This window comes from Chitinophaga varians (genome assembly GCF_012641275.1).
Classification (GTDB): Bacteria; Bacteroidota; Bacteroidia; order Chitinophagales; family Chitinophagaceae; genus Chitinophaga; species Chitinophaga varians_A.
Genome location: NZ_JABAIA010000001.1, coordinates 1,101,235 through 1,124,648, shown reverse-complemented (window position 1 = coordinate 1,124,648; position 23,414 = coordinate 1,101,235). Strand labels below are relative to the sequence as shown.

Here is a 23,414-nt window from a genome sequence, read left to right as displayed (position 1 = left end):
GCCTGTCGCCCTCTTTTTCCATTACTATCGTTTGAACTGTTACACATCAGGCCGTTGTTGCCATGGCTGGATGTTTTCCGGTTATAGTTTCCCCAAAGTACCGGGCAAGCTCTCCGGCATAAACTTCCGGCTGTTCCATGGCAGCAAAATGACCTCCCTTATTCATTACATTAAAGCTTACGACATTTGCCTTCCTTTGTGCCCATTCCAGTGGGAACTGGGCTTCTTTTGGAAAAAGGGATACTCCTGTTGGTACCTCCACCTTTTGGGAAGATTGTAACCCGCCCATATATGTCGCGCGTGCATTTTCGGCATATGTCCTTATCGTTGAATTGATCGATTGGCTTACCCAGTAAATCATGATGTTGGTAATCAATTCATCTTTTGTGAAACTGTTTTCCAGATTGCCGCCGTTGTCACTCCAGGCATAAAATTTTTCAATTATCCACGATGCCAGGCCAACCGGGCTATCGTTGAGGGCATAACCGAGGGTTTGCGGTTTGGTTGACTGGATCATATTAAACGCCCCTTCTGTAAAGAACCAATGTTGTATTTGCTGTCCGAACGCCTGTTCTGCGGGAGTCATTGTGCTCCAGTCTTCGTGGCCTTCAGGATAGCCAACATCCGTCAGATGAATTGCTTTCACCTTGTCTGGGAATTGCACCGCGAGCGATTTTGTAATCAAAGTGCCCATATCCCCCCCTGCGGCAAAATAGCTGGAATAGCCCAATACTTCCGTCATCAGCTTATTAAACAGGATAGCTGTCTTATCGGAATTTAAAGCCGTTTGCTCAGAGAAGCCAAAACCGGGTATGGAAGGGATTACCAGGTCATAAGCGTGGTCGCTGTCTGGTGCCCCGGTCAGCATAGGAATGATCTTGATAAACCGGTAGAAGGAGTCGGGCCACCCATGGCTCAGGATGAGAGGGGACGTCTTTTTTCCATGGCCTTTTACATAGATAAAATGAATGGTGGTCCCGTCGATCTCGGTTTTGTATTGAGGGAATTTGTTGATCTCCGCTTCATGGGTCCTCCAATCGTACGCTGTCTGCCAATAGTTCACCAGTTCACGTAAGTACCCGGGGTTGGTGCCGTAATTCCAGCCGGCATTTTCAGGTTCATCCGTCCATCTGGTCTGCTTTAATCTTACAGATAAATCGTTTAATACTTCTTGCGGTACGTCGATCTTAAAGGATTTCATAATTGTTGTATTTATTTTGTTGAAACAAAGGTAGAAAACAGCGACTCCCCCACATTGTAAAAAATTTACCTATCGGCCAGTCAGCGATAAGTATCACTCCGTACCACCGTCATCAGGAATTTGCAGAATCACATCGGGGACCAGCTTATTTGCGTCCAATGCCAATTGCGATCCCAGATATTCCATTGGTTTTAAACCTGTAAAATGGGAGAAGTCCTTTATAAAATGGGCCTGATCAAAATAGCCATACCGATGAATGATGGCAAACCAGTCAATATGGTCTTTATTCCTTTGAATTTCTGTCACCACCTGATTTAATCGATGGATCCTTTGCAGGTATTTGGGGGAAAAGCCGGTATATGTTTTAAGCAGATGTATGACATGTTTTTGTGAATAACCCGATTTTTGTATTAACCAGTCGAGAGGCTTGTCTATATGCTGGTTTATAAATTTCACAATATGATCGCCCATATTCTCCTCCACCGAATATTGTAAAAAATAGCGCTCAATCATTGCAACTCTTTCAGCAAAGGAACTGGCATTGAGCAATTGTTCATGTAACCGCATAAAGGAACTTCCGAAAACCTCTTCTGCTTCAATACCCACCTTATCCAATACTGCTACAGGGATCCTGGTCAGCGAAAAAAAACCACCGGCCGTAAAGCGGATCCCCATGATAGTAGAATTCGGATTGTTTTTGTACATAATGGCCTGTTTCTGCGTGCCGGAGATCCAGGCATTCTTTACCACCTTCTTACTGCCCATCATTATTTCCGGATAGACAGTATTTACAGCATTTTCATTCAGCTCAATCACCAGATTTATCCCCCCCTGCGGTAGTTCCCGCAGGTAAGGGATCGGTAATGCGCCGCTTACGTAAACGATGTGTTGAATAAAGTTGCATAGCGGATATTTTGGGATATGCTGTTGTACCTGCATCATTGGTCTAAAGTTACGTTAGAAAAGATTTATAAGCAGGGAGGAAAAAGTGGAACTGCAAAAAGATATTGATTTTTTAATGTTTATTTCAAATCGATAAAATATATCGATAAAAAGAAGAGGCTACATCATTTATTTTATGATACAGCCTCTTCTTTTTTTTACAATGTGGTATTACCAGCCTATTCCATAATCTTCTCCATGGTTGCTGCTGCCTCCCCACAGGGTGCCATGCTTGCGGTCCAGGTAAATAGCATTGATGGGACCACTGGTACGTTGTTCAAAACTGAGGTGATATCCCATGCCTTCCAGTATGCTGCGCGTTTTTTCGGGCGTATTGCTGTTGAGCAAAAGGCTTCCCGGCCGCGGCATACGATCGCTGACCTTACTGCCGCCGAGTGACAGCCATAACTGGTTGGTATTGATATTGGCCGCTTCAGTGGCCTGCTGCACGGTCATGCCAAAATCCACGACATTCAGGAAGAACTGTAACAGGTTCTGGTCCTGCGTATCGCCGCCCTGTACGGCAAAGGAGAGGAACGGTTTACCGTCTTTCAACGCCATGGACGGCGTAAGGGTAACGCGTGGCCTTTTGCCGGGTGCTATCACGTTAAACGGGCAGATGGCGGAATCCAGCACAAAGCTCTGCAGGCGCTGGCTCATGCCGATACCGGTACGGCCTGCGATGCATGCGGGCAGCCAGCCACCGCTGGGCGTAATAGATACCACCCATCCGTCTTTGTCGGCTGCTTCCACGCTGGTGGTGCCGCGCCACAGGCGGTCGTGGTAGGCACTGTCTGCCGCCTGTTGTGCGTACAGCTGGTCTGTTCCGGCCCTGAAAGTGGTAGCATCGTGTTTGGGCACAAAACCACCGGGCTTGCGGCCGTTGGTGGTGTCCATGTAACCTTTGCGTTCTTCGAGGAAATGCAGATAGGGGTTGGTTTTACCGATATAAGGATACGGATCGCCCGGACCGGCGGCAGCATCGTTGCGGTCAGGCAGTATTTGTTTGGCCCGCGCTTTTGCATAGTCTTTATGCAGCAGTCCTTCGATAGCCCTGTTCTTATTGAAATATGGGTCGCCATAATAAAAATCGCGGTCCGCAAAAGTGAGGTTCATCGTCTGGTAAAGCGTATGGATGTATTGCGGAGAATTATAGCCCATTGCTTTGAGGTCGAAGTTCTCGAGGATATTGAGGCTTTGCAGCAACATCGGTCCTTGTGTCCATTCCTGCAATTTGTATACGTCAATGCCGCGATAGTTGACATGCAGCGGTGTTTCTTCTATCGGTTTCCAGCGTGCCAGGTCTTCGAGGGTGATAAGGCCGCCCTGTTCCTGGCAGCCGCGTACAAACTCCTTCGCGATATCTCCTTTGTAGAACCGGTCATATGCCGCCATGATGGCTTCTTTGCGGTTTTTATGTTTTTTCAGTGCTTCCTGTTCGGCTTCCACCATTTTGGTGAGTGTGGCCAGCAGGTCTTTCTGAACGAACATTTCCCCTGCTTCGGGGGCTTCTCTTTTTTCACCGGGATGTGTCAGGAAGACGGCTTTGCTGTAAGGCCATTGCTGGATATATTTTTTGCCGCGTTCTATGCTGTTGGCCGTCTGTGCTTCTATGGGATAGCCGGAAGCCATGTCCATAGCGGGGGCCAGCACTTCTTTGAGGCTCATGGTGCCATATTGTGCCAGCATATAACATAGACCGCCTGCGGTGCCGGGGGTAACAGCCGCCAGCGGACCGTATTCCGGTGGAAAATCATATCCTTTCGATTTGAAAAATTCCGGTGTGGCGCCGGTGGGCGCTACGCCCAGCGCATTGATGGCTATCACCTTCCCGGTTTTGGGATTGTAGATCAATGCCTGTGTTTCTCCACCCCAGCTTAATACGTCCCACATGGTACAGGTAGCTGCCAGCATGGCGCAGGCGGCGTCTACGGCGTTACCGCCCCGCTGGAAGATCATGGCGCCGGCAGTGGCGGCCAGCGGTTTACCGGTAACGGCCATCCAGTTTTTTCCGTGTAGTGGCGGCTTCTGCGTTTGTTGCGCCTGTACGCCGGTCCAGATAAGGCCGGCGGCCAGCCATAAAAGAAGATGTCTCATAAAGCAAATTTGCGATTTTGGATACGGATTTTGATTGCGGGCAACACATGACTGTGCCGCCGGTGGACTAAAATTAATAAAGTATCCCTGATTGTACCAGCCCCTGTTGCACCGGAAGGTTGTTTTTATTATTTAACTTTTAAAAGCATGCAGACTTCTATCGGCCATGATCAAACCTACCTGGCTGCTGATAGCTTGTTTGTTAATTGCAGAGAGTGTATCCGCCAACGTTACCTTATCGGCATTTTTGGGGCGACGGTGATCGGCTTTTCAATATCTATAAAACGGTTAGTACACCTTGGTCAGAGGCAGAAGAACTAAGAAGAACCAAGGATTCTTACCGTCACCAATAACTGCCCCGTATGCCGCATCGTATGCTCCGCGGCATGGAACAGCAGTCCCTGTACCGTAGACGGCAGCTGTTTGCGGCCTACGCCCCTGAAATCATTCAGTGTGGCGGGATCTGTCTGCGACAGCTGTGCCAGCGCTTTGTCCACCTGCTGGCTGAATGCTTCCAGCAGGACTGTAGCCGTAGCGGCGGGCTTACCTTCTGCGGCCAGTTCCTCCAGTTGTTGTGGTGACAGGAATTCTCCCCGGGCATAGGTGAAGAGTCTGTCCAGCACGCCCCGCAGGTGTTGCAGGTGAAAGCCGGGAGCAGCCACCCCCGCGGGCTGTTCCCACAGCCGGTCTTCGGGGAAGCCGTTCATCAGCGCGTTGATTTCGGCCCGTGCCTGTAACAGCGCATGGGCCACCGGTTGCAGCAGAGCAGGGATGCCCGCTACAGGTCCCTGCATCCAGTATTCTGTTGCCATGATATAGGTGTTTTATACTTCCTGCATATCGTATACAACCACCTTTTCCCACAGTGAACTGTAGTTTTTAACGAAATCGAGGTGAATGGGATGGGTCTGATATGCGGCCTGCGAGGCCAGGTCCCGGAAGAAAATCAGTTCAGATACGGCCCAGCTGGCATCTACCACGTCCCGTTTTTCCGTGCCGGCAACAATACCCACATGCAGTTGGCCTACAGCTGGAATACCGGAGAGCGTTTTAATGCCTTCTACCAGTTTATCGCGGTCAGCAGTAGACCCGGGGTTTTTCAGCCAGAAAAACACATGGTGTACAATAGGGAATTTACGGTTGCCGGCGGGCAGTGGCATAGCGGCTGCGGCGCTGCCTGCACATAAGGCTGCGGCGGTGCCGAGAAATTTTCTTCTGTTGGATGTTTTCATAAGGTGTAAATTTGAAGTCCTGAAAATAATAAAAAGATCAGGATTCATCCCATAATCCGGCCTTTTCATCCCATTTTGGCCGGCTGCACCTTTTCAATGGCTAATATTGCTGTAAATATTCCCGCTTATGGACCAGTACAGGAAATTAGAGTTTGGTTTGGCATCAGGGTTGGCCCTGCTGCTTTTGTTTGGCCTGCTCTATCCCAGTGTTATCTACAATGTGTTTGAGTTACAGCAAATCTATGGACGAAAATTCGCCCGGTACGATCAGGTGTTTGACTATTATATCCATTACCTGCTGCCGTCTATGGCGCGTATTGTGCTGGTGTATGTCAGTTTCCTGGCGGTAAATTTTGTGATCGTTCCCCGTTTCCTGGAGCAGAAAAGATGGTGGGGCGGTATTTCCCTGCTGGCGCTGACAGGATTAATATTTTTCCTGGGGATGATGATCGCCGGGTCTTATTACAACGGATACCTGTTCGGTGTGTATAGCACGGTACAGGGAGCTCATACACATTTTGCGAAATCGGCTTTCATTACCATGATCTTCAGCGGGGTGTTATATGTCGTGTATTATTTTCTGAAGCAGACCTATTTTAACTATCTGCATGAGCGCATACTTCTCAATCCCCACTACCGGAAAATAGCCCGTGAGGTGTTGATCATCTCCGGTATACTGCTGGCCATTATGGCGCTTGTTTTCAGTGATTCCAGGGATGCTTTCTGGTTGATGTTCTACTTCGGGCCCATTATCATTAGTGTTGCTTTCATCCTTTATTATAAAATCATCCCGGATTTTAAACTCGTACATCACAACCAGCGTGTAATGATCCGGGATGTTGCGCTGCTGGTGCTGGGGACAAACTTCCTGATGGGCCTGATCATCAGGGCTATCCGCCATGGTGGCGCCGGTACATTCGTGCCCCTGATCGTTTTTGGGGTGCTCATATGCATAGGTATTGTGCTGCCGGTTACCTGGTTTCTTTATATGTCCCGGCAGAAGCAGGTGACCACCGTAAAAAAATTGCAGACGGCGCTGGGCCACTCCGCCGCCAACCTGGATTTCCTGCGGGCGCAGATCAATCCCCACTTTTTGTTCAATGCGCTGAATACCTTATATGGCACTGCTTTACAGGAAGAAGCACCACGCACCAGCGAAGGTATCCAGAAGCTCGGCGATATGATGCGGTTTATGCTGCATGATAACCATCTGACTAAAATACCGTTAGACAAAGAAGTGGCGTACCTGCAAAACTATATCGATCTGCAACGGTTGCGGGTGATGTCTTCCCCTGATATCCTGATCGAAGTGAATATTGATGACAGCCAGTGCCAGCACGAAATAGCGCCGATGTTGCTCATTCCGTTCGTGGAAAATGCATTCAAACACGGTATCAGCCTGCGTAACCGGTCACGCATCGTGATTTCACTCAGCTGCAACAGCGAACAACTTTTCTTCGATGTATACAACAGCGTGCATCAGCGCCCGGAGAATGATCCTGAGCGCGACAGCATGGGCATTGGGCTCAACAATGTGAAAGAAAGACTGGCACTGCTGTATCCTAACCGCCATGAGTTAAGCATACGGCATACGACGACTGAATTTTTTGTACACCTGACCATAGATGTTAAAGATTAATTTGTAAGATGTTAAAGAAAGATCTCCATTCGAAAGACGAAGTAAAGCCGCTGCCGGCGCCAGACGGCATCACCCGGTTCCTGTGGTGGCTGGCGGCCGCTGATGCTGATATCCTGGCAGAATGCCGTACAGAAAGAGAGCGGTACCGTATCATCGGCCTCTCCGTATTCGTGACCTGGATGTTTGCCACACTGGCATGGGGATATTTTTTCTCCACTATCGTGAAAGATGATATGATCGTGCTGGCGTTGGCGTTATTCTTCGGTTTCGCCATCCTGTCCATCGACAGGACCCTGATAGCAGCCATGTCCCGGGGTAACGGTAATATGCGGTTTATGCCGGTGGCATTTCGTTTATTGCTGGCCGTTACCATCGGGCTTTTTATATCCCAGCCGGTAGTGCTGATGTTGTTTAAGAAAGATATTACGGCCCAACTGGAGCTGAGCAAACAAACCAAGCTCGATGCCTATCGTAAAAAACTGACGGCCATGAATGCCGGTCAGCGGGCGGAACTGCAACAGTCGCTGGACCGCGGCCGGCAGCAGCTGCAACAAAAAGAAAGCGAACTGAAATTTTATAAAGACGCCTACATCAAGGAAACAGATGGTACCGGCGGCTCTGGCAGGATAGGGGAGTCTTCTATCGCCAAGGTAAAAAAATCGGCCTACATGAAGTCAGAAGAAGAGCTGGCCCTCATGAAACACGAATGGGAGCCGAAGGAACAACAGTTGCAGGTGCAGGTGGCCGCCATGCACAGCGCCGACAGCCTGAAAGAAACCATCTACCAGGGTACGCTGACAGATGGTTTCCTGGCGCAGATAGAAGCCCTGCACGAGCTGACGGATGAACACCCCGCCCTGCAGCAACGGTACCGGCTCATCGTATTTATCATCACGCTGATAGAAATTATGCCACTGCTCAGCAAGGTACTGATGCCTAAAGGCGAATACGAAGAAAGGCTGGCCAGCGCCACTACGCAGAGCACCGCTGCCGCCAGGCTGGAAACGGAAGCCGGCAAAGAGCTGTTGCAGCATTACCAGGAGGCCGCGCTGACAGCTGACAAGGAAATTGTGGACGAAGTGTTTGAAAGTACCCGGGAACTGCGCCGCGAAGAAGCTGCGGCCATCGTAAAGGACTGGCAACGCCGGGAAAACCGGCAGTACCGCCACTTGTGGCAACAGATAAAGGACCTGTTGCTCGGTAGAATTTCGTAAATCCCTATCTTATTACAGGAAAATGAAGTGTTATGAAGCTTGCCGCCATTGCAATTGATGATGAACCAGTGGCCCTGGCCGTGATAAAAAATCACGCTGCCATGGTGCCCTTCCTGGAAATGAAAGGCTATTTTACCAACGCTTATGAAGCGATGGAGTTTCTGAGCAGAGAGAAGGTAGACCTGCTTTTCCTCGATATAAAAATGCCTGATATCTCCGGACTGGATTTTATTTCCAGTCTGCCGCAGCCGCCTATGACCATCTTTACCACCGCCTACTCCGAACATGCGGTTAAAAGTTTTGAGCTGGACGCGGTAGATTATCTGCTGAAACCTTTTTCGCTTATCCGTTTTATCAAAGCGTGCAACAAGGCCCACAGCCTCTGGCAGCTGAAGCAAAAGAACCCGCCTCAGGCAAAAGAAGCGCCGGCCTATATCTTTCTCAAAAGCGGATACGAACAGTTTAAGATAATGCTGGAAGATATCTTATATCTGGAGAGCGCCGGCAATTATGTAAATTTTATCCTGAAAGACCGTCGCCTGATCTCCCGCCTGTCTATGCAGGAGGCGATGGACCTTTTGCCAACTGCCCTTTTCACCCGTGTCCACCGTTCTTATATTGTGGCCAATGATAAGGTAGAACGTGCTGACCGTACTTCACTGTACATCCGCAATGTGGCCATTCCCATTGGGGCGGCTTATGGCACTGCTGTGGATAACATACTGGGCGCCACCGGCCGTTAATAGTAATGGCTTGCTGCCACATTGCTCCTGTAAAAAATGACGTCATCCGCCCGCTGAAAATACTCCTGCTCCATTACTTCAGACTTCATACTTAAAGACTTTTCATAAGATCGTTGCCCCGGGCGTAAGCCCGGGAATTTCTGCGCCCTGTTATTTTTATTTGTAAAATTAGACCGAAAGGTCTAATTTTAGTATCATGAACAAAGCAGCGAGAACGAGGCAGTTTATCATTGAAACAGCGGCGCCCATTTTTAACCAGAAAGGTGTAGCGGGCACGGCTATCAGCGATATCATGGAAGCTACGCGGCTGGCTAAAGGCGGCCTGTATGGCAACTTTTCCTCGAAAGAGGAAATGGTGGCGGAAGTATTTGATTACATCGCGGAGCAGGAAAAGCAAAGGCTCAAAACGGTCACCGGCCCGGAGCCTACGGCCCTGGCCAAGTTTGAGGCCCTGTTCTCGTACTATGCGCGTTACCCGCTCAATCGTAGTATTGCCGGTGGCTGTCCCATGCTCAATTTCGGCGTGGAAGCAGATGATACTAACCCGGTCCTGAAAAGGAAAGTGCAGGAACTGGTGCAGTATTTCCAGGAGCGCATCCGGCTGCTGGTGCAGCTGGGCAAGAAAAACGGGGAATTTAAAAAAGACTGGGATGAAGATAAGTTTGCCGTGTTGATGTTCTCTATGCTGGAAGGCGCCATTTTTGTCACCGGTATCATGAACAGCAACAGCCAGATGCTGGTGGTCATAGATTTTTTAAGAAAGGAAATCAAACGTCACTGTAAATGATGCTGCGCATCTTCTTCGGTGACTTTTTTAGTTTTAATAATAAACCAATCGGTCTGAAAGATGCAACACCAGGTTTTACCGCTGTCACTGCGGATGACAGCCTTCCTGCTATCCGGTATGAGTAAACCCTTTCCGGGGCTTACCGCCCGCCTGTTCTATCGCCTGTACTGTACACCGCCAGGCACTAAAGTGCGCTCATCTCATCTGGAACTGCGTAATTCGGCACAACTAAACCAACTGACCGTTACCCGTTATCCTTTTGATGAACGGCCTATGACCATCACTACCTATCGCTGGGGAAGTGCTGATAAAAAAATATTGCTGCTGCATGGCTGGGGCGGCAGCCCGTTCCACTTCAAAAAACTGATAGACACACTGCTCCGGCAGGGATATGAGGTGATTGCCTATGATGCGCCCGCACATGGCGATTCAGACGGTAAACGGACCAACCTGGTACAATGGAGCCACGTGCTGGAACAGGTGATCGTCCGGGAAGGTCCGCTGTACGCCATTATCGGACACTCACTGGGAGGGCTAAACGCTGCGCTGACACTCTCCCGCAGAACGGTGCAGGTGCCGCGGCTGGTCATGCTCAGTTGTGCCCTGAGCGCGCCCGTGTTTTTTAACGAGGCCCTGCAATTGTTCCGGATACATCCCGTCGTAATGCCGCCACTGCGGCAACTGATACATCAACGGCTACGGGAAGATCTGGAAGAGCTGGACCTCCACCGCTATATCAATCAGATCAAGGCAGAGAAAATATTTTTTGCTTACGACACCACAGACACGCTGGTGGACGAGAAGGAAGTCACCGCCTATGTGGAGCAGTATCCGTCCATTCACGCCATGCGCATCACCGGCGAAGGACATTTCCGTATCATGCGCCAGGAGCCGGTGATCAGGGAAGTCATGCAGTTCCTCGAAAAATAAATTGTTATCATCTTTCAAATAATAACATCGCCCGGGGCCAATGCTCCGGGCTTTTTTGTCATTTCTGGCAACAAACTTGCTTTACCCCGCTGAAATCAATATTTTTAGTCAAGCTTAATTTTTAAAACCCACGTTATATGAGTAACATCAACAACCGCCGTCAGTTTTTGCGCCAAATGGGGCTGTACACGATGGGCATCGGTTTCCTGCCTTCTGTATTGGCAGCCTGTAATGAAGGTAAATCCACCAAAGGCACAAAAGACAGTACCGCTCAACCAGGCGCCGGTGCCGGTACTGAAACAGCCAAAGAACTGTTCTTTAAAATCTCCCTGGCAGAATGGTCTTTCCACAAGGCGCTCTTCGCCGGTAAAATGAACCACCTCGACTTCGCCGCGCGCGCTAAAAATGAATTTGGCATCACCGGTGTAGAGTACGTGAACCAGTTCTTTAAAGACAAAGCAAAAGATCAGGCCTACCTCGCGGATATGAAAAAACGTGCCGACGACAACGGCGTACGCAGCGTCCTGATTATGTGCGACGGAGAAGGGGAAATGGGAGACCTCGACGCCAAAAAACGCATGCAGGCAGTGGAAAACCATTACAAATGGGTGGAAGCGGCACAATTCCTCGGTTGCCATGCCATCCGCGTAAATGCGGCCGGTGAAGGTAAAGCGGAAGATGTAGCTAAAGCGGCCATCGAATCACTCACCAAACTGTCCGGCTTCGGAAAAGAACACGGCATCAACGTGATCGTGGAAAACCATGGCGGTTTCTCCTCTGACGGAAAATGGTTGAGCAATATCATGAAAACCGTGAACATGCCCAACTGCGGTACGTTGCCGGACCTGGGCAATTTCTGTATCAAAAGAAGCAAACCGGAAAACAATACGCCGGAAGCGTGGGCTAAAACCACCTGCCTGGAAGAATATGACCGCTATGAAGGCGTGAAGGAACTAATGCCTTTTGCTAAAGGTGTCAGCGCTAAAACATATGACTTTGATGATGCCGGTAATGAAACCACCATCGACTACAAACGTATGTTGCAGATCGTAAAGGATGCAGGATACAAAGATGGCTTTATCGGTATTGAATATGAAGGCAACCGCCTGTCCGAGGAAGAAGGGGTGAGGAAGTCAAAAGAGCTGCTGATGCGCCTCGGGACCATTTAATCATTGTATTATTTTTTTATTGAAAAATGCAGCGAAGATCACCTGACAAAACATGATCTTCGCTGCATTTTTCAATAAAAAAACTAAATAATTACTTGAATCTTTCCCTCAGAAAAGCAATGGTATGCGTATAGGCATCCTTCGTGGCTTCGCTGTTATAAATTGGGTTGCTGGGGTTGGCGAAGGCGTGTTCTGCATCATAACGTTTAACCGTTAACGTTTTACCTGCTTTTTTCATGTTTTGTTCAAACTCGTCCACTATCTGTGGGGTGATGCCTTTGTCTTTGTTGGCGAACAGGCCCAATACCGGACCATGCAGCTGCTTCAGGGCATTCACATCTTTTTCCGGCATGCCGTAATACATCACACAACCCATGTTCCTGTCACCGTTAATCAGTGCTGATTGCAGCGCGATGGCACCGCCAAAGCACCAGCCCAGCGTTACGATGCTGGCTGATTTGCCTGCGTAATTGCGGGCGGCTTCCATGATCGCTTTCAGCCGCTCCCTGGGCACCGACTGCATGGTTTTAGCTGCTTCCTCCCGGTTGGTGGCCACAATCTTGTCGTACATGTCCACTGCCAGCACGTTTACCGCGCCGCCGAGATCGTTGTATAGTTTTTCGGATTCCTTTTTCACATAGTCATTAAGTCCGTACCATTCCTGGAATACAAACAGGTATTTGTTGGTAGGTTTCTTTGCCTTAAACAGGAAACCGTTGGCTGCTTTGCCGTCAGGGGCGGGGAAGCTTACTTCAGTGCCGGCAGTTCCCTGGTAGGTGTAGGGGAGCGGGTCTTTGTGCGCCATCCGGAAATCTTCCCGGTTAGCGAGCCCGGTAAATTCTGTCACGGCGTCTGTATGGCAACACGGCGCTGTTTGTGCGTACAGCCCGAGTGCGCTGCCTAATGTCAGCAGCAGTAAGGATAGCTTTTTCATAAATGGAGCGCTTTAATTGTATTAAAATTACAAAAAATGTCGCGTGAATCGGTAAGGGGTACTATGAGCCGGCGCAGGTTGTTACAAGACAATAAAAAAGCCTGGCGTGTACACACACCAGGCTTTTATAACGTTAATGGATATACTAGAAATTGAGTGTCACTTTGTTCTTGTCAATTTTGTACTTAAATCCTTGCTGGTCGCTAAGATTGCTGAGCACATCATCGAGGGAGGCGTTGAAGAAGAGTGCTTCTGTAATAACACGGGCCTTGGAGGCGTCGCCACGCATTTCCACTTCCACGCCGAACCAGTCTTCCAGTATACGGGATACGGCCATCGGATTGGCATTCTGGATGCGAAGAATATCAGACAGCCAGGTTTCCAGCTCTTCAGGATGGTATGTTTCTTTTTCCATCAGGTCTATCTCGCGATTGGCCAGTACCATCTGGCCGCGCTCCAGTACTTCCGGTTGATTGTCAGTAGCAGAATGATAGGATTTGCCCACCCGGCTGGAGCCTTCCAGTTGATAGCAGGTGGCGCCCTGCTGGCTGGAAAAGGACCGCATCCGGAAAGAGGTGCCCAGTACGGTGGCCTTGAGGATGGCAGTGGTCACGGTAAAACTGTCTTTGCCGGGCTTTACGTCAAAAAAAGCATCGCCGTCAAGGATAACGGAACGGTTGCCGGAAGCGTAATCTGCCGGAACATGCAGGACAGAGGCGGAGTTCAGGATAACGGTGGTACTGTCAGGCAACGTGATTTCAGTACGGCTGCCGGTCTTGCCCTGGTGCTCCTGGTATTGCACGCCCGCCGCCTTTAATTCGGCAATGGTGTACCCCGGTGTTTTCGGTGACGCAGGCTCCCGCAATTTCCAGGTCACTACAACAATAACGCCTAAGGCCACTAAAATCAATGCATAAAGCCATGTACGGGATTTCTTCATATTTCCGGGTGTTTGTCAACAGAAAAGCCTAAAAATAAACAAAATAAACTGCCCGGGACAAGAATTCCATCGGCTCACAGGCCCTCCTTTTATCGTTCTCCCAAATATTTTTCTGTATGGTGTTTAGATATTATATGTAGATAATAATATATTTGATAGATTGATGCCGGATAAATTTTACCTTGATACAGCCCACATTTTCCCGGGCAGCAATTTTTGAAAAGCAATAGACAATATCGGTTTATGCTATTAAAAATATCTCCTGATATTATAATGATTTTTGTTTAGGATGCAGGCGCACCCTAACTTTGCGCCTCATGGAAAAGCAGCTAACTTTATCATTCGATAATACGGCTATTGCATTTGAGGCAAAGACCGACAAGGCGTTAAAAAAGGCCAACTTTCTGTTCAGCAACATCGGAAAGCCGTGGCTGGTGAAAATGGGCGCAGCACTCACTCCGCTGGCGTTCAAACTCAGACTACCGATCAAAGGCATTATCAAAAACACAATATTCTCCCAGTTCTGCGGGGGCGAAACCCTGGACGAAGCGGCACACACGGCGCTGCAACTGGGCAATTACCATGTGGGTGTAGTGCTCGACTATGGCGTGGAAGCCATGGAAGGCGAAGAAAGCTACGATCATGCGGTGCCTGAATTTATCCGGGCTATCCAGTATGCAGCCAACAAACCGGATATTCCTTTCATCGCCATCAAGATCACCGGTTTTGCACGTTTTGAACTGCTCGAAAAAGTACACCGTGGCGATACGCTCACACCACAGGAACAGCAGGAATATATCCGTGTCCGTTCCCGCGTGCATTCAGTGGCGGAAGCGGCTGCCCAGTACAAGGTAGGCCTGCTCATCGATGCGGAGGAATCCTGGATACAGAATCCGGTTGACGACCTGACGGATGAAATGATGTCGCTGTTCAACCGCAACCAGGTGATCGTGTACAATACTTTTCAGATGTATTGCCATGACCGCTACCCGTTCCTGCAAAAATCGCTGGAAAAAGCAACGAAAGAAGGTTACCTGCTCGGTGCCAAACTGGTGCGCGGCGCTTACATGGAAAAGGAAAACAAACGCGCGGCGGAAAACAACTACCCAACGCCCATCCAGCCCAGCAAGGAAGCCACAGATAAAGACTACAACGCTGCCGTTCAGTTCTGCCTGGAGCATCTCGATAAACTGGGGGTGTTCATCGGCACACACAATGAAAACAGCTGCATGCTCGCTGCCCGTACCATGGACGCAAAAAATATTCCGCACAACCACCCGCATGTGAGCTTCTCACAGCTGCTGGGTATGAGCGACAATATCACCTTCAACCTGGCGCATGCCGGCTATACCGTCACCAAATACCTGCCATATGGCCCGGTAAAAGACGTGATGCCCTACCTGATCCGCAGAGCACAGGAAAACACGTCCATCGCCGGCCAGATGGGCCGCGAACTATCGCTGATAAGAAAAGAAATGAAAAGACGCGGCATATAATCGTGTCCTGATCATAAGATAAAAAGCGAAAACCGCCTGATAACATATCAGGCGGTTTTCGCTTTTTTATACCCTTTAATACGGATTAATTATTGATTTGTTTCGCTCATAGGCAGCGGATACCGTGACCATACATCGTCGCCGGCGCGGTCTATTGGGAGCTGGTTGAGCCGGTTGTACCTGCGCATGTCTATCCAGCGGTGGCCTTCCATGAACAGGGAATAGCGGCGCTGATAGAGCAGCTCGTTGGTGAGGGCGTCTGCGGTGACAGCGCCGGGGTATACAGGCAGGTTGTGGCCGGTCCGGATCCTGTTGAGCGCTACGATGGCATCCGGGAATTGTCCCAGCTGTATTTTGGCTTCGGCATAAATGAGGATCAGCTCTTCATTCCGGATGATGGCGATAGGGCTGCTCAGCGTAGGCCAGATGGCCAGATCACGGTTACCGGTAAGTCCTACGCTGCTTACAGGAGAGGTACGTAGCGTTGTTTTGTTGATTCGGTCATCGGTGCCGATGATGTCTGTGGCAAAAGAAGGATGCGCCACCCTTACTTCCCCGGTTGAATTAGGCTGCAGGTACATAGGGTTGATCAGGTCGCCGCCGTTGGTGGAGAAAGCGCTGTATATGCCTTTGGTGAAGGAACCATTCAGATCAAAGAAGGATTCGTTCAGAGCTGTCAGTGCGGCGGCCCAGTTTTTACGGTAAATATGTACCCTGGCGGCAATGGCCCGGTTGAACTTCAGCAGGCCAGCGGCATCTTTAAAACCGGCGAAACCGTCAGAAAGCGGGAAAAGCACATCAGAACCGGTGAGGTCCGCTTTACCGGCGTCGAGGAACTTCAGCACGGAGTCCATCACGATGCCCGGATTAGTGATGATAGGGCCCAGGTTGGCATTATCGGCCACCGGAATTCTGGCGCCGTTGGAATCCGTCATGTTGATGTTCAGCAGCAGCTGGTAACCGATAAGTGTTTCGGCAAAGCCCTGGAAGGCTTTTTTCTGCGCATCGCTGGCTACTTCGGTACGCGTGGTTTTCAGCGCCTGCATCAGGATAAAACACTGACGGGCCACCTGGTAACGGGCCGCAAAAGGGTTGGTGATGTAGAATGTGTTGTTGTCCAGTTCTTTGGTGCCACCACCCAACATATCGGTCGTCCAGCGGGGCTCGGAGCCTGAGAAGCGGTATTGCTCACGTCCCAGTACGCCTAAGCCATCGAGATAGGTGCCGGTATTGTTACGCAACCCGGATTCCGCACCGGTGACAAGGTTAAAAAGATCGCTCCGGCTGGGATTGACGACAATGCCGCCTACGACCGGTGTATTCAGACTGTTGATTTCTCCTTTCTGGCAGGCACTCAGGGCGAGCAGGGCGCCGGACAGGTATATAATAAGCTTTTTCATTTGTTTCAGTTTTAATAGTCAGATGATCAGAAATCGATGCCTAAATGGAAGCTGGCCCTTTTGTTGGAGGGGAAAGGCATTACGTCCACACCGGTAGACAAACCGTTGCTGCCGCGGCTCTGCGCAGTGGTAATGGTGTTACTGCCGAAGTTGGAAACTTCCGGATCATACCCCACATATTTTGTCCAGGTGAAAAAGTTATTGGCGGAAATGCCCAGCCGAATACCTTTAATGGTTTTGGTATTTTTCAGCGGAACATTGTAATAAAGGCCGATCTCACGGATACGCACATAGGAAGCGTCCTGCACATATACGCCGGCACCGGCCCCTGGCCTGTATGCACCGGCTTTCACGCCGTTGATCAGATCATCATAGTCGGGAGAAGTGGCGCCGCCATCATTGAGCAACTGGCTCAGGTTGATGTTATCGCCGCCTTTTTTCCAGTGAATGAGGAAACGCAGGGAGAAGTCCTTCAGGAAAGTAAGGTCATTGTAAAAACTCATCTGGAATTTCGGTTCTGAATTACCAATCAGCACCAGCTGTTTGTTCACAATACCTTTGATCTGGGTCACCGGTTGCCCTTCTTCCAGATAGAAAGTGCCCAGTGATGCGCCAAACGCGCCAATAGCATAAGGCGGAATAATCAGCTTGGTCATCTTGGAACGGTTTCTCCACCAGTTGATGTTAGACGTCCATTTGAAATTTTTGGTATTGACAGGGATAACGGTCAGACCCAGTTCCACACCGTTGTTGGTAAGGTCGCCACTGTTCTTCCATTCTGTTGCGTAACCGGTGGAAGAGGGGATGGCATGTCTTAACAATACGTCGTAGATGCGTTTGTTATAGTAAGTGGCTTCGAGTGACACACGGCCGTTGAACAGGCTGAAGTCGATACCGGTTTCCAGTTCGGACTGTCTTTCCGGTTTGATGTTGGGATTGCCCAGCAGGTTATCTACCAGTACGCCGGGGAAACCGCCGATGTTGCTGCCCAGCATGCCGGTGAACTTACTGCCGTAAGGCGGTACGTTGCCGGACTGGCCGTAGGCGATACGCACTTTCAGGTTGTCTACTTTGTCCACATGCCAGAAAGGCATTTTAGAGATGTTCCAGGAGAAGGCGCCTTTGGGGAAGACGTAATATTTGAGATAGTCCCCGTTGTTGGTGGACCGGTCAAAACGCACGCCTGCACTGAGCGTGAAGGCGTCCATCAGGGAGAGGTCTTCCTGGATGAACATACCGTTGTCACGGTATTTCTGCCGGAACTGACGGGTGCTGGTGTTACCACTGGCATCGAGGTTGGTTTGACCAGATACCAGGTTGGTGGCCACGGTCACGATATTGTCCATATAGCCGGTTTCCAGTGTAGCGCCGGCGGTGCTGGTGAGACTGAGTTTTTCGTGTGGTGTCCAGGTATTGGCAATGAAGCCCAGGAGGTTGGTGTTGAGGTTATTGGTATTTCCCTGGATGGAATGGCCTTGCTGGGCCTTTTCTTCAAACTGAAGATCGCGGGGGAATACAGCGATGGTTTTCAGGTTGAAGTAGTCCACGCCCGCTCTCACAGCTACTTTCGTGGAGGAGTGGTTGCTTTGCTGGATGCGGTATTCAATATTGCCGCCGCCTACAAAACGGTTTACGCCTTCGTTGTTGATCATTTTGTCGCGCGTTTCTATCGGGTTGGAAGCGGCGAAGGCATTACGGGGATATTCACCGAGAGAGTTGGGATGCAGTTCCACAAATCCGGGCGTGGTGGAAAGGGCCACGCCAAGTGATACGCCGTTGTTGTCGTTGTTGGTGACACCTCTGTCGGAAGAGGAGTTGATAAAATTGGTAGTAACGCCAACGGATAAACGATCATTTATTTTATGATTGACGTTCAGACGGAATGAATTGTTGAAGTAGCCGGTATGTTTAACGATGCCGTCTTCCTGTCTGCGGTTGCCAGCCATGTAGAAGGTGGTTTTCTCTGAACCGCCGCTCATGGAAACGCCGGTATTGAGAATAAGGCCGGTTTCACCAAACAGTTCTTTTTCATAGTCATAGATTTTACCGGCAGCCTGGGCGGCTTCAAACTGGGCTTTCATGGCTGCGCGGGCGGCGATCACATCAGGGTCGGTGCTGGTGGCGCTGCCTCCCAGATCGGCGGCTGTTTCGGCGGTAAATTTCCGCACGCCCACCAGGTGGCGTACTTTCGCAAAGCCCACTTCCTGGTTGAGGGTGACCTGCGTTTTACCGGATTTGCCTTTTTTAGTGGTGATAATGATAACGCCTGCCGCTGCTTTGGCGCCGTACATGGCGGCCGCGGAAGCGCCTTTGAGCACTTCTATGTTCTCAATGTCTTCCGGGTTGAGGTCAGCAATACGGCTGGACGGGTTGTCCTGGTTGTTGGGGTTGCCGGCAGTGGCGGCGCCGGTGACATCGTTCAGGCCGGCAGGAATACTGCTGTTATTGAAGAAGACGCCGTCCACTACGTACAGCGGCTGGGAGTTGCCGAAGACGGAGGTGATACCGCGCAGCTTCACGGAGATGCCGCCACCGGGGGCGCCGGAGTTGGCGGTGATCAATGCGCCGGGCACCTTGCCGCTGAGGGCGGCGTCGAAGGTCTGTGCCGGTGCCACGCCGTTCAGTTCCTTGCCCGAAATGGTGGCTACGGCATTGGCCAGGTTGCTGCGTTTGATATTGGTGGCCAGGCCGGTCACCACGATCTCATCGAGACGGGCAAGGTCTTCTTCCAGTGAGACATTCAGCGTGGTGGCGCCGGGAGGGATAGATACGGTCTGTGTTTTGTAGCCGGTATAACTGATGATCAGCTTTGACACGGAGGCCGGTACACTGATCGTGTATTTACCGTCTATGTCCGTCATGGTTCCCTTGTTGGTGTTTGGCACGCGCACAGTGGCGCCGGGGATAGCGTTGCCGTGGGCGGCATCCTTGATCCTGCCCGAAATGTTTTGTTGCGCAAATAAGGCAAGTGTACTGCATAAGCACAGCATTACCAGCATACTGGATTTTGGTAGAAGCATAGCACGAAAATTGGTTTAGATTAAAATGAAAGTGGCGTAATCACGATAGCGTAACTAAGATTTTGGTGAACGGGGAAATATGGCGTTTGAGTTCAAGTTCGATTTTGGTTGAATCCATCTTATCTTCTGCTACCGGCAATGGCGAATATCAGGCTTTTCAAATCGTGGGCACACCTTCCGATAGTGGTCTTCGTAGTCGTCTGTTAAGCTGTTGTTGTAACTTTTGGCTATTTTGAATGTCAGTTTACGAAAAATCAGGCTGACTTTCACTTTTTTTGTTTGACTTATTTAGGTTATATTTTTCTCGTAACTTGCCGCCTGATTATGGAACAATATCTCACTTTATTACAACATATTATCAAGGAAGGCGCTGTTAAAACTGACCGCACCGGTACCGGTACCACCAGCTGTTTTGGTTATCAGATGAGGTTCGATCTTAGCAAAGGCTTTCCATTGGTGACAACTAAGAAATTACACCTGAAGTCCATTATATATGAACTGCTGTGGTTCCTGAAAGGCGATACCAATATCGCCTGGCTGAAAGAACACGGCGTCAGCATATGGGATGAATGGGCAGACGCAAACGGCGACCTGGGCCCGGTATACGGTAAACAGTGGCGCAGCTGGGAAACCACTTCCGGTGAAACGATCGATCAGATCACCATCGCGGTGGAAACGATCAAAAAGAACCCGGACTCCCGCCGCATTATTGTGAACGCCTGGAATGTGGGCGACCTCAATAAGATGGCGCTCAGCCCCTGCCACTGCCTGTTCCAGTTTTATGTGACACCTCCCGATGCTTCCAAAGGCGAAACCAGGGGCAAACTCAGCTGTCAGCTCTATCAGCGCAGCGCAGACGTATTCCTGGGCGTGCCTTTCAATATTGCCTCCTATGCGCTGCTCACCATGATGATGGCGCAGGTGTGCGACCTTGAAGCGGGCGACTTCATCCATACTTTCGGTGATGTGCACCTGTACAGCAACCATATGGAACAAGCGCAGCTGCAGCTGACCAGAACACCTTTCCCGCTGCCGGTCATGAAAATCAACCCGGCGGTGAAAGACCTGTTCGCATTTAAGTATGAGGACTTCGAGCTGGTGGATTATCAATTCCATCCTGCTATTAAAGCACCCGTAGCCATCTGATATGAGGGTATCTATTATAGTGGCCGCATCAGAAAACAATGTGATCGGCATCAACAATCAACTGCCCTGGCGCTTGTCTACCGACCTGAAGTACTTTAAAAGCACTACGCTGGGCAAACCCATTGTCATGGGAAGAAAAACGTTTGAGTCGCTTGGAAAACCACTGCCGGGAAGACCTAACATCGTCATCACGCGGCAGACGGATTTTCGGCCGGAAGGCGTATATGTGGAGGCTTCCATCGATGAGGCCATTGCCAAAGCAAAAACATTCGAAGGCGAGGAGCTGTTTATCACCGGCGGTTCCCAGATATTTGAACAGGCCTGGCACCTGGTAGAGCGCATCTACCTCACACGGGTATACGCAGTAGTGCCCGGAGACGCCTTTTTCCCGGCCATCCATGGCAGCGAATGGACGCTCGTACGCGATGAACGCCACGAAGCAGACGAGAAAAACGACCATGCCTTCTCTTTCCAGGTATGGGAACGCAATCAGTAAAATTTATTTGAAAATAACGGTACCGAGGCCCTGGGTAAGCTCCTTTTCCAGGGCCTTCAGGTGTACCTGCATCTCCAGGCAGCGCATCACCTGGTCCATTTCGGTGGCTTTCTCCGCTTCCTCCTGGTTTTCGGTGATCAGCTTTTTGATCTTCCGGAGAATAAGATAATTGGTGGTGGATATCGTGTCTTTCAGATAGGCATTATCTCCATAAACAGTATCGATCTCGAAACGCTCCTTCCAGTTAACGCTCAGTTCCGCTTCCTTGTCTTCCAGTATCAGCGCAATAAACTTGCTCACATCAGGGTCCTGGTGGTACAGGAACCATTTTTTGTCGGGCAGGCTGCCTTCGTCGTACAGCTGTTTGTATTCCCGCAGGATACGTTTCACCATCTCACTGTCTGCCAGCGATTCAAAATCATAGGGGAGATGGAAAATATAGTCGGCTACGGTATTGTTTTCTTCCTCGCTAAATGGTTTATCGCCAAAACGCAGCAATATTTTCACCAGTTCCTTCTCCTGCTTTTCATCTTTGTTGAGCAGCGAGGAAATGGAAACGCCGGTTTCGGCGGCTTCCATGGCGGCAATGGCTTCATCGCTCAGGGCGTCGTCCTGCTCTGCCGGTGATGGCGCATTGCGGGCAATGGCCTGCTCCCGTTTGACCAGCCTTTCCCGGATGAATTTATTCACCAGCGCGATAAGCCCCTGTTCATCGATTTTGAGCAGCTGGCTGCACTGCCGGATATAGTCCTGCTGCCGGGTGAAGTCTTCAGCCTTGTCGATCTTGGAAATGGTTTCCGCGATCTCGTTGACCAGCTGCGATTTCTTTGTACTGTCGTTGCCGGCTTCCTGCATGCTCAACTGCAGTTTGAACAGCACAAAGTCCTGCTTGTTTTCTTCGATGAACGTGCGGAAAGCGGCGGCGCCAATGCGCTGCACATAACTGTCCGGGTCTTCTTTGTCGGGCAGCAGCACCAGCTTTACGTTGAGGCTTTCCTCCACGGCCATGTCGAGGCCGCGCAGCGCTGCCTTGATACCGGCGCTGTCACCATCGTAGATGATGGTGAGGTTGTTGGTGTATTTTTTAATGAGCCGGAGCTGGTCCTGTGTAAGAGAGGTGCCGCTGGAGGCGACCACGTTCTCCACGCCTGCCTGGTGCAGGGATATCACGTCGGTATATCCTTCTACCAGCAGGCATTCATTGAGTTTATCAATGGCATGCCGCGCAAAATAGGTACCATACAGTACCCGGCTCTTCACATAAATCTCGTTCTCGGGGGAGTTGATGTACTTGGGCGCCCGGTCTGATTTGACGAGGATACGCGCGCCGAAGCCGAGGATCTTGCCCGACTGGTTATGTATCGGGAAGATGACCCTGCCGCGGTAGTTGTCGGCCGGTTGCTCGTTACGGATGGTCACCAGCCCCGTTTTCTGAAGGTATTCGAGGTTGTAGCCTTTTGACAGTGCTGTCTGAGCAAAGGTGTCCCGCTGGTTAAGGCAGTAGCCCAGCTGGAATTTACGGACGGTCTCTTCGGTGAAGCCACGTTCTTCAAAGTAACTTAACCCTACGTTCTGTCCTTCGTCTGTATTAAAAAGCGTGTCGGTGAAATACTCCCGGGCGAAGCTGTTGATAATAAACAGACTGTCAGACATCAGCTGATGCTGCCGCAGCTCGGGGCTTACCTCTGTTTCTTCGATCTCTACCTGGTACTTCTGTGCCAGCCATTTGATGGCTTCCACATAGGAGTACTTCTCATGCTCCATGACAAAGCTGATAGCGTTGCCGCTTTTGCCACAGCCGAAGCATTTATAGATCTCTTTGCTGGGTGATACGGTGAAAGAAGGGGATTTCTCGTTGTGAAACGGACAAAGGCCCATGTAGTTGGCGCCCCGCTTTTTCAGTTTCACAAAAGAACCCACAATCTCCACAATGTCAATGCGGCCAAGGATCTGTTGTATGGATTGTTGAGATATCACGGTTTGATCAATGCAACTGCAAACATACGGTAATTTCTCCGGAGCGGGAAT

General features: G+C 50.2%; 19 protein-coding genes. 9 read left to right on the top strand and 10 right to left on the bottom strand.

What is annotated here, in order from left to right; genetic code table 11:
• Positions 1-46: 46 nt before the first annotated feature.
• From HGH92_RS04525 to HGH92_RS04505, 5 genes are all read right to left on the bottom strand, one after another.
• Positions 47-1,201, bottom strand: coding sequence for an epoxide hydrolase family protein (locus tag HGH92_RS04525; protein WP_168869561.1), 1,155 nt, complete (start codon positions 1,199-1,201; stop codon positions 47-49).
• A 93-nt stretch (positions 1,202-1,294) separates the two neighbouring features.
• Entirely contained in the window at positions 1,295-2,143 is an 849-nt protein-coding gene (locus HGH92_RS04520; protein WP_168869560.1) for a helix-turn-helix domain-containing protein, read from the bottom strand.
• Between the two features lie 171 nt (positions 2,144-2,314).
• Positions 2,315-4,240 (bottom strand): gamma-glutamyltransferase family protein, encoded by a 1,926-nt coding sequence (locus HGH92_RS04515; RefSeq protein ID WP_168869559.1) that lies wholly within the window; start codon positions 4,238-4,240, stop codon positions 2,315-2,317.
• A 317-nt stretch (positions 4,241-4,557) separates the two neighbouring features.
• Complete coding sequence (locus tag HGH92_RS04510) at positions 4,558-5,052, bottom strand: DinB family protein (protein ID WP_168869558.1); 495 nt, start codon at positions 5,050-5,052, stop codon at positions 4,558-4,560.
• 12 nt (positions 5,053-5,064) lie between these two features.
• The gene (locus tag HGH92_RS04505; RefSeq protein ID WP_168869557.1) at positions 5,065-5,472 is read right to left on the bottom strand and encodes a Dabb family protein; all 408 of its coding nucleotides are present in this window, start codon (positions 5,470-5,472) and stop codon (positions 5,065-5,067) included.
• Positions 5,473-5,599: 127 nt separating this feature from the next.
• Here HGH92_RS04505 and HGH92_RS04500 point away from each other — a divergent pair, with 127 nt between their 5' ends.
• The 6 genes from HGH92_RS04500 (at position 5,600) to HGH92_RS04475 (ending at position 11,954) form a co-directional block, all read left to right on the top strand.
• Positions 5,600-7,111: a sensor histidine kinase gene (locus HGH92_RS04500; protein WP_168869556.1), complete on the top strand. Its 1,512-nt coding sequence runs from the start codon at positions 5,600-5,602 to the stop codon at positions 7,109-7,111.
• Between the two features lie 8 nt (positions 7,112-7,119).
• Positions 7,120-8,325: a DUF4407 domain-containing protein gene (locus tag HGH92_RS04495; protein ID WP_168869555.1), complete on the top strand. Its 1,206-nt coding sequence runs from the start codon at positions 7,120-7,122 to the stop codon at positions 8,323-8,325.
• A 32-nt stretch (positions 8,326-8,357) separates the two neighbouring features.
• The gene (locus tag HGH92_RS04490) at positions 8,358-9,068 is read left to right on the top strand and encodes a LytR/AlgR family response regulator transcription factor (protein ID WP_168869554.1); all 711 of its coding nucleotides are present in this window, start codon (positions 8,358-8,360) and stop codon (positions 9,066-9,068) included.
• A 196-nt stretch (positions 9,069-9,264) separates the two neighbouring features.
• Positions 9,265-9,855 carry a TetR/AcrR family transcriptional regulator gene (locus HGH92_RS04485; protein ID WP_168869553.1) on the top strand — a complete coding sequence of 197 codons (591 nt, stop codon included), beginning with the start codon at positions 9,265-9,267 and terminating at the stop codon, positions 9,853-9,855.
• Between the two features lie 60 nt (positions 9,856-9,915).
• A complete protein-coding gene (locus HGH92_RS04480) occupies positions 9,916-10,785 on the top strand; it encodes an alpha/beta hydrolase (protein ID WP_168869552.1) in 870 nt (289 codons plus the stop codon).
• Between the two features lie 137 nt (positions 10,786-10,922).
• Complete coding sequence (locus tag HGH92_RS04475) at positions 10,923-11,954, top strand: sugar phosphate isomerase/epimerase family protein (RefSeq protein WP_168869551.1); 1,032 nt, start codon at positions 10,923-10,925, stop codon at positions 11,952-11,954.
• A 91-nt stretch (positions 11,955-12,045) separates the two neighbouring features.
• Here HGH92_RS04475 and HGH92_RS04470 read toward each other — a convergent pair whose 3' ends face one another.
• Positions 12,046-12,888 carry a dienelactone hydrolase family protein gene (locus HGH92_RS04470; RefSeq protein WP_168869550.1) on the bottom strand — a complete coding sequence of 281 codons (843 nt, stop codon included), beginning with the start codon at positions 12,886-12,888 and terminating at the stop codon, positions 12,046-12,048.
• A gap of 145 nt (positions 12,889-13,033) precedes the next feature.
• On the bottom strand, positions 13,034-13,828 hold the full coding sequence (locus HGH92_RS04465; RefSeq protein WP_168869549.1) for a FecR family protein: 795 nt from the start codon (positions 13,826-13,828) through the stop codon (positions 13,034-13,036).
• A 317-nt stretch (positions 13,829-14,145) separates the two neighbouring features.
• On the opposite strand from HGH92_RS04465, the gene HGH92_RS04460 reads away from it, so the two are divergent.
• Positions 14,146-15,324, top strand: coding sequence for a proline dehydrogenase family protein (locus HGH92_RS04460; RefSeq protein ID WP_168869548.1), 1,179 nt, complete (start codon positions 14,146-14,148; stop codon positions 15,322-15,324).
• 89 nt (positions 15,325-15,413) lie between these two features.
• Here the strand turns inward: HGH92_RS04460 and HGH92_RS04455 are convergent, their stop codons facing one another.
• A complete protein-coding gene (locus HGH92_RS04455; RefSeq protein ID WP_168869547.1) occupies positions 15,414-16,724 on the bottom strand; it encodes a RagB/SusD family nutrient uptake outer membrane protein in 1,311 nt (436 codons plus the stop codon).
• Positions 16,725-16,750: 26 nt separating this feature from the next.
• On the bottom strand, positions 16,751-19,744 hold the full coding sequence (locus tag HGH92_RS04450; protein WP_168869546.1) for a SusC/RagA family TonB-linked outer membrane protein: 2,994 nt from the start codon (positions 19,742-19,744) through the stop codon (positions 16,751-16,753).
• 324 nt (positions 19,745-20,068) lie between these two features.
• Between HGH92_RS04450 and HGH92_RS04445 the strand changes: the two genes are divergently transcribed.
• Both HGH92_RS04445 and HGH92_RS04440 read left to right on the top strand, forming a co-directional pair.
• Complete coding sequence (locus HGH92_RS04445) at positions 20,069-20,890, top strand: thymidylate synthase (protein WP_168869545.1); 822 nt, start codon at positions 20,069-20,071, stop codon at positions 20,888-20,890.
• A 1-nt stretch (position 20,891) separates the two neighbouring features.
• Positions 20,892-21,386: a dihydrofolate reductase gene (locus HGH92_RS04440; RefSeq protein ID WP_168869544.1), complete on the top strand. Its 495-nt coding sequence runs from the start codon at positions 20,892-20,894 to the stop codon at positions 21,384-21,386.
• A gap of 3 nt (positions 21,387-21,389) precedes the next feature.
• On the opposite strand, the gene dnaG is transcribed toward HGH92_RS04440, so the two are convergent.
• Positions 21,390-23,363, bottom strand: a complete 1,974-nt coding sequence (gene dnaG, locus HGH92_RS04435; RefSeq protein WP_168869543.1) for a DNA primase — start codon at positions 23,361-23,363, stop codon at positions 21,390-21,392.
• Positions 23,364-23,414: the final 51 nt, after the last annotated feature.